Annotated in this window: 14 protein-coding genes; 5 read left to right on the plus strand and 9 right to left on the minus strand. The window is 50.6% G+C overall.

Annotation, left to right across the window (positions count from 1 at the left end; translation table 11 throughout):
• Nucleotides 1–30 precede the first annotated feature (30 nt).
• The 5 genes from LCH85_08440 (at nucleotide 31) to LCH85_08460 (ending at nucleotide 8,832) form a co-directional block, all read left to right on the plus strand.
• Nucleotides 31–414: a hypothetical protein gene (locus LCH85_08440; protein MCA0352012.1), complete on the plus strand. Its 384-nt coding sequence runs from the start codon at nucleotides 31–33 to the stop codon at nucleotides 412–414.
• Between the two features lie 165 nt (nucleotides 415–579).
• Nucleotides 580–3,954, plus strand: coding sequence for a hypothetical protein (locus LCH85_08445; protein ID MCA0352013.1), 3,375 nt, complete (start codon nucleotides 580–582; stop codon nucleotides 3,952–3,954).
• A 4-nt stretch (nucleotides 3,955–3,958) separates the two neighbouring features.
• Complete coding sequence (locus LCH85_08450; GenBank protein MCA0352014.1) at nucleotides 3,959–5,329, plus strand: hypothetical protein; 1,371 nt, start codon at nucleotides 3,959–3,961, stop codon at nucleotides 5,327–5,329.
• Nucleotides 5,330–5,340: 11 nt separating this feature from the next.
• A complete protein-coding gene (locus LCH85_08455) occupies nucleotides 5,341–7,107 on the plus strand; it encodes a hypothetical protein (protein ID MCA0352015.1) in 1,767 nt (588 codons plus the stop codon).
• 216 nt (nucleotides 7,108–7,323) lie between these two features.
• Nucleotides 7,324–8,832, plus strand: coding sequence for a restriction endonuclease (locus LCH85_08460; protein MCA0352016.1), 1,509 nt, complete (start codon nucleotides 7,324–7,326; stop codon nucleotides 8,830–8,832).
• A gap of 265 nt (nucleotides 8,833–9,097) precedes the next feature.
• Here the strand turns inward: LCH85_08460 and LCH85_08465 are convergent, their stop codons facing one another.
• From LCH85_08465 to LCH85_08505, 9 genes are all read right to left on the minus strand, one after another.
• On the minus strand, nucleotides 9,098–10,294 hold the full coding sequence (locus tag LCH85_08465) for an ATP-binding protein (GenBank protein MCA0352017.1): 1,197 nt from the start codon (nucleotides 10,292–10,294) through the stop codon (nucleotides 9,098–9,100).
• A 112-nt stretch (nucleotides 10,295–10,406) separates the two neighbouring features.
• The gene (locus tag LCH85_08470) at nucleotides 10,407–10,721 is read right to left on the minus strand and encodes a hypothetical protein (protein MCA0352018.1); all 315 of its coding nucleotides are present in this window, start codon (nucleotides 10,719–10,721) and stop codon (nucleotides 10,407–10,409) included.
• Between the two features lie 329 nt (nucleotides 10,722–11,050).
• The gene (locus LCH85_08475; protein ID MCA0352019.1) at nucleotides 11,051–11,986 is read right to left on the minus strand and encodes a replication-relaxation family protein; all 936 of its coding nucleotides are present in this window, start codon (nucleotides 11,984–11,986) and stop codon (nucleotides 11,051–11,053) included.
• 297 nt (nucleotides 11,987–12,283) lie between these two features.
• On the minus strand, nucleotides 12,284–13,408 hold the full coding sequence (locus tag LCH85_08480) for a hypothetical protein (protein ID MCA0352020.1): 1,125 nt from the start codon (nucleotides 13,406–13,408) through the stop codon (nucleotides 12,284–12,286).
• Nucleotides 13,398–13,844, minus strand: coding sequence for a hypothetical protein (locus tag LCH85_08485; protein ID MCA0352021.1), 447 nt, complete (start codon nucleotides 13,842–13,844; stop codon nucleotides 13,398–13,400). Before LCH85_08485 ends, LCH85_08480 begins: the two co-directional genes overlap by 11 nt.
• A 99-nt stretch (nucleotides 13,845–13,943) precedes the next feature.
• Nucleotides 13,944–14,297 carry a hypothetical protein gene (locus tag LCH85_08490; protein ID MCA0352022.1) on the minus strand — a complete coding sequence of 118 codons (354 nt, stop codon included), beginning with the start codon at nucleotides 14,295–14,297 and terminating at the stop codon, nucleotides 13,944–13,946.
• Between the two features lie 6 nt (nucleotides 14,298–14,303).
• Complete coding sequence (locus LCH85_08495; GenBank protein MCA0352023.1) at nucleotides 14,304–14,624, minus strand: hypothetical protein; 321 nt, start codon at nucleotides 14,622–14,624, stop codon at nucleotides 14,304–14,306.
• Nucleotides 14,621–15,613, minus strand: coding sequence for a ParM/StbA family protein (locus LCH85_08500; protein ID MCA0352024.1), 993 nt, complete (start codon nucleotides 15,611–15,613; stop codon nucleotides 14,621–14,623). Before LCH85_08500 ends, LCH85_08495 begins: the two co-directional genes overlap by 4 nt.
• A gap of 70 nt (nucleotides 15,614–15,683) precedes the next feature.
• The gene (locus LCH85_08505) at nucleotides 15,684–15,896 is read right to left on the minus strand and encodes a hypothetical protein (protein MCA0352025.1); all 213 of its coding nucleotides are present in this window, start codon (nucleotides 15,894–15,896) and stop codon (nucleotides 15,684–15,686) included.
• Nucleotides 15,897–15,900: the final 4 nt, after the last annotated feature.

Consider the following 15,900-nt stretch of genomic DNA (forward strand, 5'->3'; position numbering starts at 1 on the left):
TAGATGTTCACTTGTGAAAAGGATGACCCAATGAGCCGTTTTACTCCAACCACCACCGTCGATCTGACCGATGCCGAGGACACGATCACCATGCGCACGGGCTTGACCTATGGCCAACGCGCCGATTATGCCGATGCCTTGATGCAGATCGAGGGTGAGTATGTCACGACCTATCGCCGCCAGTTACTGATGCTCGAAGCCACAATCGAGGATTGGTCAGGCCCATCGTTTGATGCTATGCCGCTCACCCGCACTAGCATTGCGGCGCTCGATGCGCGTGATCCATTGGTACAACGGGCCGTCGCCCATGCCGAGGCGGTGATCTACCCAAAGGCCGCACCATTAACGGGCGACACCAGCAGCACAGCTTCAGCCACGCCGAGCAGCTCTACTGGGGTTGGTACGCCCAGCTAAGTGGCGCAGCGGCCACGCGGATCGGTGACTACGATGCCGAGGTGGCCTTAGCCATGCGCTTTGGCTGGACCTATGACCAAATTCGCCAGCAACCGGCTGGTTTTATTGATGAATTAATCGCGCGTGCCAATGCCGAAAGCGACTGGCAAGCCGAGGAGCAGGGCCGTGGCGGAAGAAACGCTTGAACTGATTCTCTCCCTCCGCGATGAGGCCACCAGCAAACTCGCCGCTGCTGGTGGCCAGCTTGCGTCCCTGAACGAGCAATCGACCCGTGCCGCCGCGACCGTGCAAACGCTGGCGGATAAATATCGCTTGGCGGGGCAATCCCAAGACCTCGTAGCCAAGTCGGTGACCGACCTCACGGGCAAACAAGCCAAACTCGAAAGCACGATCGAGGCAACCACCCGCGCACTGGAGCAGGAGCGGGCCAAAGCCGATAGCAACGCCACGACTATCGCCACGTTGGAGCGCTCACTCGACAAATTGCAGCAGCAAGCGCGATCGACGAGTGATGCGATTGAACGCAAAGTGATCAGCATCGAAAAGGCCAGCGTCAGTATGCGCCAACTGGAGCAGCGCACGCTGAGTGCCGCCGATGCCATGCGCCGCGAAGACACTGCCATGACTGACTCCAAAAGTTCACTTGGTGGTCTTGCCGATGGACTCATGGGCGTGGCCAAAGCCTATGTTGGGGTGGAGGCGGTGCGCAAGGTGGTGCAGTGGGGCAAAGAAGGAGCGGCCATCGAAGGGGTTGAGGAAGCCTTCGACAACCTTGCCCGCAAATCCGGCACATCGAGCACCGCCTATCTGGCAGCGCTGAAGCAGGCCAGTGCAGGCACCATCAGCGAAACCAATCTGATGATTGGGGCCAATAAGGCGGTGTTGCTGGCGGGCGATCGCTTGGCCAAGGATGTGCCGAAGCTCTTAGAGATTGCGCGGGCCGCCTCCAAAGCGACCGGCGAAGATATCAACTTCATGTTTGATTCGCTGGTCACGGGTCTCGCGCGAAACTCGAAAATGATCATCGATAACCTTGGGATCACGGTCGATGTGGCCAAGGCCAATCAGGAGTATGCCGCGTCACTGGGCAAAACCGTGATGGCGCTGACCGATCAAGAGAAGGCGCTGGCCTTCCAACAGGCGGTGATGCAGAGTGGCCAGCAGATGATCAACGATGTTGGCGTGGATGTCGATTCGAATGCGGCCAAAATCGCCCGTGCCGAAGCCCATTTGCAAAACTTTGGCAACAGCCTGAAGGTGCTGGCTGGCAACATCGTGGGCTTCTTTGCCGAAGGCATTGATGTGCTCGATCGGCTGACCAGCCAAAACGTCACCCTTGCGCAGCGGCTCGATGAGGTCGATTACCGCGCAATTCAATCCGGCAAGAGCTTCGCGACCTATCGCCAAATCTTGACCGACCTCGATGCGACCGAGGGCATGGTCACTGAGGGTCAATATCATCTGGCCGAAGCCTTCCTCAACACGGGCATGGACGCGCAAGCCGCCATGGATCGGGTGCGGGGCTTAGGCGATGCGTTTGTGCGCAAAGCTGAGGCTGCCGGACTCTCCAGCACCGCGATTGCCGAGCTGGCGACGCGGGCCGACACCTTGTCCGACAAAAGCGAACGGGCACGCGGGGCGGTCGAGGCCACGACCTTTGCCTTCAGTGCCGGATCAATTGATGCGACCCTCTACCAGCAGGCGCTCGATGCAATTGAGCAACAGGTGGTGCAAGATGAAATTGAACTGACCCGCTTGGAAGGGGCGACCCTGCTCGTCGCCAGTGCCACCCGCGAAGCCACGGTCAGCACCGATGACTTTACCGCAGCGGTCGATGCCCATACCGAGAGTCTCTACGCCAAAATCGATGCGACGATCGAAGCCAGTATGGAGCAAGAAACCCTCGCGCTCTTGACCCAAAACGCGCGACTGGCTGCCGATGATCATATTGGCGCATTAGCTGCCGAAACCAGTAGCCTCTATGATCTCGCCGCTGCCGCCCAAACCGCCGGTGATGCACTCGCCTATAAAGCCCTGATGGAAGGGGCCGCGCAGCTGCCGCGCAACACCACCGCTTCGCGCAATGATCTCCGCGCTGAGGGCATCGACCCGCGTGATCAACGCCAATACAAGGATGCCGTGGCCGATCGGGCACAAGATTTGGTCAATCCGGCAGGCGCAGCGGCGCGACAACGCGAGGCCGAACGCCAAGCGGGAGACTTTAATCGCCGCAATGCCGAAAAAGTGCGCACGGCTCGCACCCCGACCCGCCGGAGTGGTGGCGGTGGCGGTGAGAGTGGCAGCCGTGGCCAATCCGCCAGTCAACGCGAAGCCGAGCAGCGGATCAAACAGGCCGAGCAGACCGAAGCCAAGATTGCCAAAGCCAAGGAGGATTTTCAGGAGAAGGCCGAACGCCTGACCCGCGAGCACTATGCTACGGTGCGCAACATCGAGGATGACTATCACCGCAAAGCCTTGGCGGCGGAGCAGTCGTTCAATCGCCAGAAGTTTGCCGATCAAGCCGATTTCCTTGAATCCGTGGCCAGCATGCACAAAGACGATCGGGCGGAGGCGCTGCGCAAGCAAACCGAGGCATGGGATAAAGCCCAAGCGATGGCGCAGGCAGGTCGCGCCAAAGAGGCTGATGCCTATCTCAAAGCGGCGGAAGAAGAAATTGAAGCCGATCAGCAACGCACCGATCGCATGCGCCAGCTGCGCCAACAGTTGGCCGATGAGACCGCCGACTTGACCGCTGCAGATCGCGCGGATTTGGAAGAGCAGCTACGGCTGTTAGCCAAAGCCGATCAGATTAAGGACGACCTTGCGGCCAAGCGCTTGAGCGACTTGGAAACCGCCAACGATAGCCTGAAAGCTGAACGCGATGAGGCCTTGGCCAGCGAGAACGCCGACTATACCGAGGCACAGGTCAAGCTGCGTGATGACTTTGCCGACACCATGCGCGGAATTCTCGATAAACAAACCGAGCAATTACAGGCGCATCAAATGTGGGCTGATGCCACGATTGCACTCTATGGCCTCGTGGCCAGCGCTGCAAGCACGGCCTCCCGCGCTGTTGGCCAAGTACCCAGTGGCACTGCCGCGCCTGGCGAAGATGCGCCGTTTACCACGCAGGATAAAGTGGAAGCCAGCTACGCCCTTGGCACGGGTGACATGGGGTTGACCCGCGATATGGTAGTGCAAGCCCATGCCCGCGAAATTATTGTTGACCCGACCCGCTCTGAGGTGATTCGTAAGGCGGGCGGGATTGATTATCTGCTCAAACTCAGTGAAACCGAACGGGTCACTCGGTCGCGTGCCGATCGGCTGCCCACCGTCACGCCTACGCCCTTAGTCCAGCCAGCCCCGCGTGATTATCCCCCACCTGCTGCCGCAGCGGGGCCAACCACCGTGGCCATTCAGGCAGGCGGCTTGACCCTTGCCCAAATTGAAGCGCTCTTACGCCGGATTCTGGCCCAAAATAACCAAGGGATGGGTCAACAAAGCCAGGTCCGGCAGCGTTTAGCCAGTCCCCGAAAGTGAGGATATGATGCCAACGACCCAACGCACCTGTTCGTTGATTGCCGGAACCGATACCTTTACGATTGGCGACCCCAGCGCGGGAGCCGATGCCACCTTTGTACTCGGCGGCGGAGCCATTCCCAGCACCCACGATGATCGCCCAGTGGAAACCCAGTGGCTGATTAATATTGTCGGCACGACGGCAGCCGATGCCATGAGTCGGCTGCAAAAACTAGGACGGATTCTGACCGCTGCGACTTATTACCGCACGGCTCCTGAGCAGTATGACAGCCTGCGGCCACGGGTGCTGTTTCAGCCCTTTGGTAGTAATCGCAGCACGCCGCTCGTGCGCAGTTTGCTCGATGCGACCGTGCCTGATGTGCCCGCTGGACTGATTGATACCGATTTACAAGCGATTCCGCCCGGGATTAACGGGGTGGCGGTCAGCTTTCAGTCGGGCGGCTGGTGGTTGCCGAGCGAGGTCAGTGACTATGATCGGGTCACCTCCGCCAGTGTGGCCAATGGTAGTGTGATGAACCTGAACTTTGGCGCAACCCTGCATGCGATTGCTTCCCCAGCTCGCGTAACCGTGGCGGGCAACTATCCCCCAACCAGTAGTGGCTTCTTGAACATGCCGCTCTCGGCGCTGCTGGTGAGTAAACAAGGCGGGATTCAGGTGGTAGCGGGCAGTAGCTGGAGCACTGATGCCACGTGGGCGAGTAACAACCAGTCGGCCCAAAAAGCTCGCGATACCTTTGTCTTGCGCGGAACCCTCAGTGCTGGCGTGACGAGCACCACGCCGCAACATACGGGCGGCTTTAGTGTCAGTGGGCGGCAGACGGTGGTGACCAAGATTGCCGTGCGCACCGCTGGCGTGAGTGTGCGGATTGCCGCCATCCTCGACAATCTGGAGAATGGCCAAAGCCTCGTTTCGCCCGAAGAGGTCGTGAGTGGTGGCAGCACGACCAACCCGCAAATCGTGATCTTCCGCGAGATTGCGATTAATAGCGTGAGCACCCGCTTGCGCTATCGGGTGACCGCCAGCGCCGCCGCGACGGTCGATATTGAAACCAGCTACCTCGTCGATACCACCCGCCCTGAGCATGGCGTGCGCATCCTTGAACCCTTCGCCTTAAATAGCAGCCCGACTGGCTTTGTGTTGGACTTCCAACCCACCTATCGCCCACGGGTGGCGATTACGGGCAAGTTTGTTGGTGCGCGTGGCCGCTTGCCCGTACAGGTTCCGGCCCAAACCGCAGCGGGAGCCGATGCCAATCTTGATGCGGTCTATATTGGAACCTATAGCACCAACTGGCGGATTGTCGATGCGGCCAGCGCGGTGACCAATTATGTGCTGACCCTGGACCGCTATCGGGCCTACCGGATGCCAGAGTAAGCGAGGCAATAATGCTTGATCCCCAATTCCAAATTCTGATTCAGGATCTGACGAGTAGCCAAATGCTGGATGTCTCCGATCGAGTGACTGCTGCCACGTGGCGCTATACCGAGCAGGGCTGTGGTGATCTCAGTGTCACCATGCCCTGCACCATGCCGGAAGCCTATTGGTTCAAAACGCTGCCGTTTATCTATGTCAAAGTCTTCAACCGCTGCTCGAAGCGCATCTGGTGGGGCCGTGCTGCTGGCGATGATGTAACAATTACCCGTACCGCAGATGGGGCTGTCTCAATCCAGATTCTGGCCTTGGGCCTCGTCAAAGCGCTCGAAGATATTCCGCATACGGGCTGGTGGAGCAGCACCCGCTATGGTGATTGGCAGGACGTAACTAGCGACCTGATTCCCAGTCGCACGCCCGAACGCTTCAGCTTTGAAACCGAGCGGCGCTTGCGGATTGCACCATCGGGCGGCAATGGCTTCACGACCAGCAGCATTGGTATGTTGTCGATTGTGCAGCCCGCTGCGGCCAGTGTGCAGTGGCAAACGATTGAGGCGAGCTACACCCTGAAAGCGCCTGCTGGATGGCGAGCCAGCTTGAGTCGTTATGATGGCACAACCTTTCTTTCCTCGCTCTGGACACTCGATGGCATTGGCACGGGCGCGACCGGAATCACCACGCAAAGCGGCACGCTGAGTTTCCTGAGCGGGGTTGGCTGTTCGCGCTTGGGCTTTAATCTGTTTTGTACCCGTGCGGCCACCAATCTCCATACCGCCGCAATTACGGCAGGCACGCGCACGGTCACGCCCGGTACGATGGCAGGCATCGCGGTCAATGCCAAGTTGGCGATTGGCGGCGCGGAGCCGGAGGAAGTCGTGGTGACGGCCACGACCGCGACAACCTTTACCGCCGTGTTTCGTAATGCGCACCTTGGCAGCGATCTGGTGGAGCCACTGTGGGATGGCAATGATGGCGATATTGAGTTGATCATCACCAACGTGCGCGTGAAAGCCGTGACGACCCCAACCGTGACGCTGGATCAACTGGCCAAGTCTGCCTTGAGTGAGGTACTGGCCGTCAATCCATGGGCGGTCTTTAATAGCGATGGCAAAGTGCAAAGTCCGATCGTCGATATCGCGAATCTCGTAGCTGACGATCAGCCGTGGGCGACGATCCTGAGTGAGCAGGTGCCGCTGGGGGATACCAGCAATCGCCCATGGGTGTGGGGTGTTGATGAGGATGGGGTGCTATTCGTGCGGCCTCGCCAGTCAGGGCGGGTCTGGTATGTGAGTACCGAGCAATGCAGCTATACCCAAGGCGGCAATAGCGATGGACGCTGGACGAGCGGCTATGGGGTGTATGAGGATGAGCAAGGCCAACGCCAGCGCACGCCCATCCAAACCGATGCCCAAGCGTTGGCCAATAGCGGGTTGGTGCGGCGCACCGCGCTATCAGTTGACAGCGGAACGCTCGCCGTGGCCATGCAGCGGACGAGCGTGTTTCTGAGTGATGCGGCCAAAGGCGAAGCCGCTGCCAGCCTGATCTGTGCGGTGCTGGAAACGGTGGATGGCATGGTCTATCCGGCAACCGAAGCGCGACCGGGGGACATGCTCCTGTTCCGCGATGTGCTGCCCACCAGTAGCGCCGTAGCCAATCGCCTGAATGGTTTTGTCTTGGCCGAAGTGCGGGTGGATGGCTTCAATCTCGGCGCAGTGCAGCTCGTGCCGGAGGAGCCGCTGCCATGGTTGGAGATGATGACCGCCAAGGTGGGTATGAAGTAACAAAGATTATTTTTTATATTAAATCAAGACTGTGGGTGTTCACCCGCAGTCTTATTATTACCTTCGATGAATTGAGTCTAATTGTATTCCCACATGCCAATACAGGTGATCTTTGAATAGTACATAGGTAGACCCATTAGGGGATAGTCGGTAATGCAAGATTATTTCATAATAACTTAAATTACTATAATCCATAGTATAAGAAGTGAGGATGTTATGAGTAATTCACTTTATTATGGAGACAATCTTGACGTACTACGTAGAAAAATTCGCGATGAGACGGTTGACCTCTGTTATATCGATCCTCCATTCAACTCTAAAAGAACCTACAATCAAATCTATAATAATTTTGGCCAAGAAGATAAGGCTCAAGCTCAAGCATTTATCGATACTTGGAAATGGGATGATCATTCAAATAGCGGGTTAGCCCAAATCTTTGATAATACTCATGGTTTATATCCATCACAGTGTATAGAATTAATTAATGGACTCCTAAAGGTACTAAGAAAAGGCAGTATGCTTGCCTATTTAGTAAATATGACCCTTCGTATCGCAGAAATTCATCGAGTATTAAAACCATCAGGAACATTCTTTCTCCATTGTGATCCTACGGCAAGTCACTATCTGAAACTTATTCTTGATACTATATTTGTTTCTCAAGGTGGCGAATTTCAGAATGAGATTATTTGGTGTTATTCAATTGGTGGGAAATCAAGCAAACGATTTGCAGAAAAACATGATGTTATACTTTTTTATACAAAGTCAAATGATGATACCCACACATTTAATAGACAAGGTGCTATCATTCCCCGCAAACCAAACAGTCATATGAAAGTACGTTCTACGGCTGATGGGAGACTATATCAAGAAAAAACTGATAAAAAATCAGGAAAAGTATATCGTTATTTTCTTGATGATGGGAAAATTGCTGAAGATTGGTGGATAGATATTGAAACCTTAAATAGAGGAGATAGTGAGCGATTAGGATATCCTACGCAGAAACCTGAACGCCTTCTGGAACGCATTATTGGAACATTTAGCAATGAAGGTGATTGTATTTTTGATGCTTATTGTGGATGTGGTACTACTATTAATGTTGCCCAACGATTAGAACGGAAATGGATTGGAATTGATATTACATATCAAAGTATAGGATTAATTTTACGACGTTTAGAAGACTCATTTGGAACACAGTCCGTTACAAATATTCAGCTTTCTGGTGTGCCGCGAGACATGGATGGAGCTAGGGCATTAGCGAATAAAAAAGACGATCGCACTCGTAAAGAGTTTGAGAAATGGGCAGTTCTTACATTTTCTAATAATAGAGCAGTCATTAATGATAAAAAAGGAGCTGATCATGGTATTGATGGTAAAGCTTTTGTTCAAGAATCGATGAATAATCAGAGACCTATTGTATTTTCTGTTAAATCAGGTCATAACTTGAATGTATCAATGGTTCGCGATTTACATGGTGTTATTGCAAGAGAGGATGCTGCGGCGGGTATCTTGATTACTCTTGAACCACCTACAAAACCAATGAGTCATGAAGCAAAAGCCGCAGGAACGTATCAAAATCCCTATATGAGTAATCCATTTGATCGAATTCAATTAGTGAGTGTTGAATCTATTCTCCAAGGAGAACGGCTTCGGTTACCATTAACTCATGAGGTTCTTAAACGCGCAGAGACTTATTCAGCAGGAGAAAACTTATCTTTTGGGCTATAAACCCTATAATGTATAGCAGTCATACATTCTCATAACAAGCGGGTTTATTTATAAATTTAATGCTGATTATTGAAAATTTGCAATCAGTGATTTCATTACTACGCACTCGAGAACTTGATATGACATAAGTTGTGATATAGCGGCGGTATAGCTCGTTTCGGAGGAGCCGCTGCCATTGCTGGAGATGGTGGTGGCGAAGTCTGCTATTCGCGATTAAATAAACACGACAGCTATCTTATCAATAAGGTAGCTGTCGTGTTTAAATTTAGGACTTTAAAGTGATATCCTTTTCGAAAGGATTATATGTTCCTTGGGTTGCTTCAATAAGAAATGGTTTGATGAGTTCCTCTGCAATTCCAAGAATATTACTTTGTACAACTAAAGCACTATGCTGGGCTATTGTTTCAAATGAATCTCTTTCCATTATAGGAGAATCATAGCTTTGTCCACGAAATACCTTACTTCCCTGAATTCCTTCGATACGTAAACCGATATTGAGATTCCCTATATATCCCGCTTGTTGATATAAGTGATTTGCTATCCATAAAGTTTGAACCAATATTTTAGCTATACCCGCCTCGAAGAGGAAAAACCAATCCTCTCCTTTCTCCGAAATTCTCCCACAGCATATATATATTGAACCATCATGATGAACATTGACTGATATATTAGAGGCTAATATATCATGATTTTTAGCTGGATCAGAACCTCTATAAGCACGAAATTTCCAGCCTTCAATGATACGTTTATCATTTTGTACTCCATCAATAAAAGATGGATTAAAACCTATGTTGAAATTGTAGGCCTGATGAGCTTTGGCTACCAGTTCATAAAAAGATCTATTCCAATCTGCATCATTAAAACGAGGAATACCTGAAAACACTTGGGTAAATCCTTGGGTTGGTTTGATAGCAATATACATTCTTCCATAATCTGGATGAGGAGGAATGTCGAGTATCTTTACAGCATCCTTAATGATCTCTCTCGCACTTGTTTCTCCAGCAAGACGACGCTGATAGAGACGTGCAATATCACCTTCGTTTAATGGAATGTTACCCCGCGAACTCCGTCCATAAAATCGATTCTCTTGTTTAACCGTAACCTGATGCGGCGCAAAGGGCGATGATGGAATTATCACAACGATATATCCCTTCAGCGGATCTGCTTCTGCGGAAAAAGCAGATATATGAATTTTGAGCGGTGGTTGCAGACTGTACATTGCTATTTGAGCCAGTTTTTCTGGAACGCCGTCTAAATCGATTGGAGTAAGGATTTTTAATTGACCATTCTCTTCGCCAATACCGTAAATAATCACACCACCATCATTCGCCATAGCAGCAAAATCTTTGGCGATCTCTACAGATTTGCTCGCAATTTGCTGTTTCGCATCAAAGGTTGCCGACTCTTCAATACCTTGGTCAATGGCTTGTTGCAATTCTGCTTCAGTTTTTGGAATCCACATAGATACCTCGTTATTAATTTCTAAAGAGCTATTATTCTGTCGCTATGCACGGTTTAACATTGACGCTAATAAATAGCTAAGCGTAAATTTCGTTTACGCTTAGCTATCTCTTTTAAATCAAATCTGACATAACATCCACCAGATCTTCCCAGTGTTTTTGCAGATCGATTTTAGATATCTCTTTCAATACTTGCCTTTCTATTAACAAGTATGCTAGTTTATAACTAACCTTCAAAGCAAACTCCTTAAGTTTGTTTTGCTGATATACTGTAGTATTGGATTTGGTGAAAATCCCTTGTTGATCTGCGACAGGACTAAATTTCGCAGTGGTACCATCCGACTTTAAAACCTTGGTGTTTGCAGCACTAAGGTTTTTTCTTCTTTTAGGTTCATGCCGTTGCTTGTACTTTTTCGATCGTTTTTTCATATGAATTCCTTTTGATGATTATTTAAGCTAAACACTTAGGTTTAGTTCGTGGCTAGTCATATACGGCTCCTTATTAGATTACGAAATTTACAAGTGTGAGTAATTTATAGATTACATAATGACTCCTTTTCTGATTTTAGATACAAAAAAACCCGCAAAGATTTTCACTAAATCTTTACAGGCTTTATTAGATATAAAATCTAATTGTAAAGACGTGATCATACACAATATTTGCGGTACGATCCGTCAAATGGAATAGGTGATAAACCTATATTTCAATGGTAGCGTTATTTTTTATTCCTGTCAAGTGCTATTTTGAAACAAATATTCTATATCTTTGCCTCAAACCACCCTGCCCTTAAAAAGCGATGCGGCTGCTGAATGCGTTGGCCATGTTTTGTATACTGGGCTGTCCAGATCGGCGTGAGAATACCTGACTCACGCACATCATCAATCGTGGCGATCAGCAATTGGCTCCCGGGCCAGCCGATTTCCCATGCATCGAGCACTGCCCGTTTGCGACGTTCGCTCGGCACGGTAAAGGCAATCAGCGGCCATTGATAGCGACCTTCCCAATACTTCGAGCGATACAACTCTCCATAGGAGTGGGCTTTGCCCGTGATAATACTCAGCTCCTCAGTTCCCCGATCAATCTCGATCGCATAAAGTTGATCGATCTGCCCCTGTTGTTGGCCAATCCCAAGCCACGGATACAACGACGAGCGCTCGCAATCGGGCTTCGTCGCATCAGCCCAGCGGCGCACCACGACAATCCCATCAGCGCGTGGCCGTGCGGTTGGGCCTAAGTCCATCTCAATATAACTGCTCATGCCGACAATACCAGGCACATATGGTAGCGATTGAATCAAACTGGTGATAACCTCGGCATACTCAATTTGATGTTCAGCCTGGTGCTGCGGATTAAACATCGTGGGTGCAAGTCGCTCACTGCCTTCTTCAAGCATGGGTAAGGCCTGTTTGACGATCTCCCAGCCGAGCGGCGTGAGACTATATAGGCGGCCATGGCGCGTCCAGCCGATTGCACCACGCGGATCATAGCCATGCGATTGAAAGTGTTCGCAGTAGGTCAGTAATTTCGCATCAACCAGTTTGACCAACGTGCGATTGACCGTTTGAATCGTCACGGTAAACGGATGCCCCCAGGCTGTGCGTAGGTGACGCGAGAGTAATCGGCCAAGCCGAGCAACGAGCACGAGGATCTGCATTTCGATGGGATTCAAGCCAATGGGTGTTGAAAATACCATACAACTATCTCCTCATAATCATAATGGTAGCTGCGCAGCCGGTTAAAGAATGTCGGCACGACCAAATGACCAATTTAGGCGATTCTAATGCGCTATTTTTTGCTTGGCGATTTGTAGGCCGTCTGAATGCGAAATGAATACGATTTGAACACGATGTGAACATATACGCCGAGGGAAAAGATGGTGCGAGCAAAAGAAACGCCATTAGCAAATAACGCATCTGCCAACGGCGTTTTTGTAATAGATGAATTCCTATATTCGATAGTATTTGATTATTTTCAATGATAATGAAAATAATCATGAGATGTCGGATTGTTCAATCAGTTGTTTAATCTGGCGGATTTGTTCTTGACGGCGCTTGCGTTTACCGCCTAAAGTGTCAATAATTTCGTTGCCACTTTTCTGCTCAAGGAGCAATTTGGTAATCGCGACAATATCCTCGATACTGGTTCCCTCAATCGCGGTAGTTTCGCTGGTTCCCTCGGTTCCCACGCTTGAATTGTTCTCTTTTTGCTCTTGGGTACTAGGGTACTGCCATACAACACTCTGATTAATTGGCTGAAGTGACAATGCATAGGCAGGCTCACGATCACACCAAAACCATTTACTATTCCACTCAACGGCTGCTGGCCATGATAGTGACGAAGATGCTTTCATTTTCTCTACAGCCCGATCGCCGATTGCTACCCATAAGAGATTATCGAGTGCTTCACTATCACCCTCAATTCCTAACGGATTGACCAATGTGGTTTGGGTTACGACGATAAGATGCATTCGGTATTTGGCAGCTTGGCGAAGCATTTCACCAACAAAGCGCCGAGCAATTGGTACTTTGGGTTTTGCCGATGATCCATCTTCGCCATGCACCTTACTCATCACATCAGGTGCTTCTTCGAGTACGATCGTAATAGGATCAAACTCAATTACCCCTTTTGAAGCAGCTTCCTTGCGTGCTTGGAGTTCCTCAAGAAGTATCTTCATGACATGGTTAATCTCGCCATACGCCTGAACTTGTGACAACCCACCATAGTCATTTGGTCGGGCATGCGAGTTGAGAATCACCAGCTGGTGTCCATCAATCGAACGTAAGTAGGTCAAAGCCATACTAAGTATCGATTTTCCTTGTCGTGATGGTCCGGCAATCCCAATATGTGGTCGCTTCCCGAGCAGCTCCAGCAGTGCAGGCCACATATAGATTGATGGCTGATCGTCGATAGATGAAGCAACAACACCTTTGGTTGATGATTTTGCGATTGGTGTTACTGTCACAGGTTTTGTTTGCCCACTCGATTGACCTGGTATCGAGAGTGCTGGTCGTCGTTTTGCTGGAGGAGTTCGTGCATGCCACCAGAGAAATGTACCTACAAAACTACAGGCAAAAAGAAATATTGTTGGATAAAGCCAAGGGGAGTTAATATCCATCGTGCTCCTCCTTTGATGTAGCTCCAAACGCCAAATACTCGGGCCACCGAGCAGAGACAATTCCAATTGCTAATCCTAGCGCCCATGCTATCAATCGTGCGGTTATGCCTGTGCTCAGCTTGTATGCGATTTGATAAAACAGCCAATCACACCATTTGTAGGCGGTAATAATGGCATCGGGAGCCAGAAAGCTTACGTAGCCCCACCCTGAACGCCGTAAGGTGTACATTTGTCCCACAAAGAGAAAGAAGGCTAGCCCAAGCCCTGCAAAGATTCCTCGGAGATCGCGTTGGCCCCAGAGCCAATATTGAAAATCGCTCATTGTTGAGACGGTGGTCACAATACTATTGCCCCAACCAATTGTGCAGGCGATCCCCTTTACGAGTTTGCGACTGGGGTCGAGGCGGCGTAGATCGAATAACACATCGGTAGTCATCGTGTTCTCCTTTGGTATACTAGCGCTGCATCACTTTGGTGTTCTCCTGTGATGCACGCCGCCGATGGTGGTGCATCGGCGGCACTTTATCCTTATTAATTAAGTATTGGTTTCATTGATATCCGGTGGAGATTCTGTTTGTGCATCAGCGGCAGAGTTTGACTGAACTGTCACACACTGGTATTCGATGAGATAAAGATCGGCATAGCGCTGCAATGGTGCGTCATAGTAAGCTCGGCCAACAGGCTGTGCTCCTCGTTTAAGCCGATAACCCATCTTTGTAATTTGGGTTTTGGTGCGCAAGGTCATCCCAACTCGTTCAAGAAGGGGAATCCAATGCTCCCGCTGCCCTGATCCCCACGTGAATCGATTTCCTTCTAATCCTTGGGCTACATCGTTTAGCACCCGTCGAATAACTTCAATTCGTTGTTTGGCGGTATTTGGTGATCCCATAAAACCTCATACATCATATTCAAGGTAGGGGTCGTCAGTTATAGGGTCTGGCGTGCTCTGGTTTTGTTCAACAGAAGTTGAACAATTGGCTAACGCTTGTTCAACGTTTCCAGTAAGTAATTCCATTAATTTGCTGCGAATTGCTTCATCATTGATTCGGGCAAGGCTTGCCATAATATCGGCAGCGAATAAACGAATATCTTTGCCACTGGCATGCAGTCCAATAATGATGAGGGCGCGGAGCACTGCGGATTCATTACCAAGGCTCCTAACGGTTTTGCTTAGCAAGGTGGAACTTCGCGTAGTTAGGCGTTCTTCAAAACTCATTGGCCAAGCTCCTCATAGCGCCGCGCACGGCGGGCGTATCCGCGTGCGATCGCTGTTTGTGGATTTGGGGCAACAATAGCCTGTCGAAAGCGTTGTTGGAGCGCACGAACAAGGATTGGCAACTCAGCTCCACCGCCTGCGATAATGATGGCATCGAGCTTTCCGCCACTTCCCCAGGCACGCACCATCGCATCGGCAACTTGCTGACCATTTGCTTCCCAAGGGCGTTCCCAACCTGTTGGTAGATCGAGTTCTTCGCCGGCTACCCGTACATAGCCCTTGCGCACTGCTTGATCAACATCGTGAAGTGTGAGATCGATGTTATAACGCCCGCTAATTCGCGTTTGGAGTTGCTGGAGTGGATTAGCACTCCCAAGCTCGAAGCTAATCGCACTATCGGGAATAACATTTAAGGCTTGGACAATGCAGGCATCCACGGTGTTATGACCAAGATCAATGACTCCAATGCGGCCTGTCTCGTATCCAAGATTGAGAATGCGCCCTGTTTCATCGAGTAACACGCCATACAATGCCCCAAGTGGCTCGCTAATCACACGAATTCCTGTTTTGAGGGTTGCACCGTGAAAGAACCCACTTGGCACAGCGTCACGTAAACGCCCAGCAAGCGCAACTGCGAGATCACGCTCACCTATCCAAGCTGCTGGTAACCCGGTTACACAAGCGCCGCCAGTTGGTTGGCCAAGCCGTTGAAGTGCTCCTTTAACAAGCGCTGGAATAATGTGGCGGTCGTAGAGTCGTTGTTGTGAGCGAAGAGAGAGGGGCGAGGGTGCTAATAATGCGTGCTCACCCGTCCACCAGAGTGTTCCATGAACTTCTACCGTTGGAATATCGTGGAGACTTCCCTCTGCATTGCTTGCTGCTGGAGCAACAATTGCTGGAAAAATAGTTGTCTGCTCTTCGCCATTCTCATTGATTGTGTACTTAACAAAGCCATGGCCGATATTTGCTCCATGAACGGTAATTGACATATAATGCTCCTAAGTAAGGTTTCCCACAGGCCGCTGGTGTATGCATTGATTGCAGATACTGGTGGCTTTTTTATTGTTGTGATTGGTCAGCGATTGGTAATTTAAGGGGTGCAGAGTGATTGGGCTGGAAGGTAATTGTTCCGTAGGCTAACCATTGCCCTTTACGACCTTGCCGTGCAGACTGGATAGCAACGCCTGATTGCTGGAGCTGCGTTACCGCCGTTTGGGCATCTTCTTGAGAATCGGCGATGATACGGATCTGAACAATAATAGGCTTGTTCATAACC

It is taken from the genome of Chloroflexota bacterium, from assembly GCA_020161265.1.
In the GTDB taxonomy this organism is placed as follows: Bacteria; Chloroflexota; Chloroflexia; order Chloroflexales; family Herpetosiphonaceae; genus Herpetosiphon.

Bases quoted from the DNA above. Each gene is read 5' to 3' on its own strand.
- LCH85_08460 (MCA0352016.1), top strand. From the start codon at position 7,324: ATGAGTAATTCACTTTATTATGGAGACAATCTTGACGTACTACGTAGA.
- LCH85_08500 (MCA0352024.1), bottom strand. From the start codon at position 15,613: ATGTCAATTACCGTTCATGGAGCAAATATCGGCCATGGCTTTGTTAAG.
- LCH85_08505 (MCA0352025.1), bottom strand. From the start codon at position 15,896: ATGAACAAGCCTATTATTGTTCAGATCCGTATCATCGCCGATTCTCAA.
- LCH85_08475 (MCA0352019.1), bottom strand. From the start codon at position 11,986: ATGGTATTTTCAACACCCATTGGCTTGAATCCCATCGAAATGCAGATC.
- LCH85_08495 (MCA0352023.1), bottom strand. From the start codon at position 14,624: ATGAGTTTTGAAGAACGCCTAACTACGCGAAGTTCCACCTTGCTAAGC.
- LCH85_08440 (MCA0352012.1), top strand. From the start codon at position 31: ATGAGCCGTTTTACTCCAACCACCACCGTCGATCTGACCGATGCCGAG.
- LCH85_08490 (MCA0352022.1), bottom strand. From the start codon at position 14,297: ATGGGATCACCAAATACCGCCAAACAACGAATTGAAGTTATTCGACGG.
- LCH85_08455 (MCA0352015.1), top strand. From the start codon at position 5,341: ATGCTTGATCCCCAATTCCAAATTCTGATTCAGGATCTGACGAGTAGC.
- LCH85_08485 (MCA0352021.1), bottom strand. From the start codon at position 13,844: ATGACTACCGATGTGTTATTCGATCTACGCCGCCTCGACCCCAGTCGC.
- LCH85_08470 (MCA0352018.1), bottom strand. From the start codon at position 10,721: ATGAAAAAACGATCGAAAAAGTACAAGCAACGGCATGAACCTAAAAGA.
- LCH85_08450 (MCA0352014.1), top strand. From the start codon at position 3,959: ATGATGCCAACGACCCAACGCACCTGTTCGTTGATTGCCGGAACCGAT.
- LCH85_08465 (MCA0352017.1), bottom strand. From the start codon at position 10,294: ATGTGGATTCCAAAAACTGAAGCAGAATTGCAACAAGCCATTGACCAA.
- LCH85_08480 (MCA0352020.1), bottom strand. From the start codon at position 13,408: ATGGATATTAACTCCCCTTGGCTTTATCCAACAATATTTCTTTTTGCC.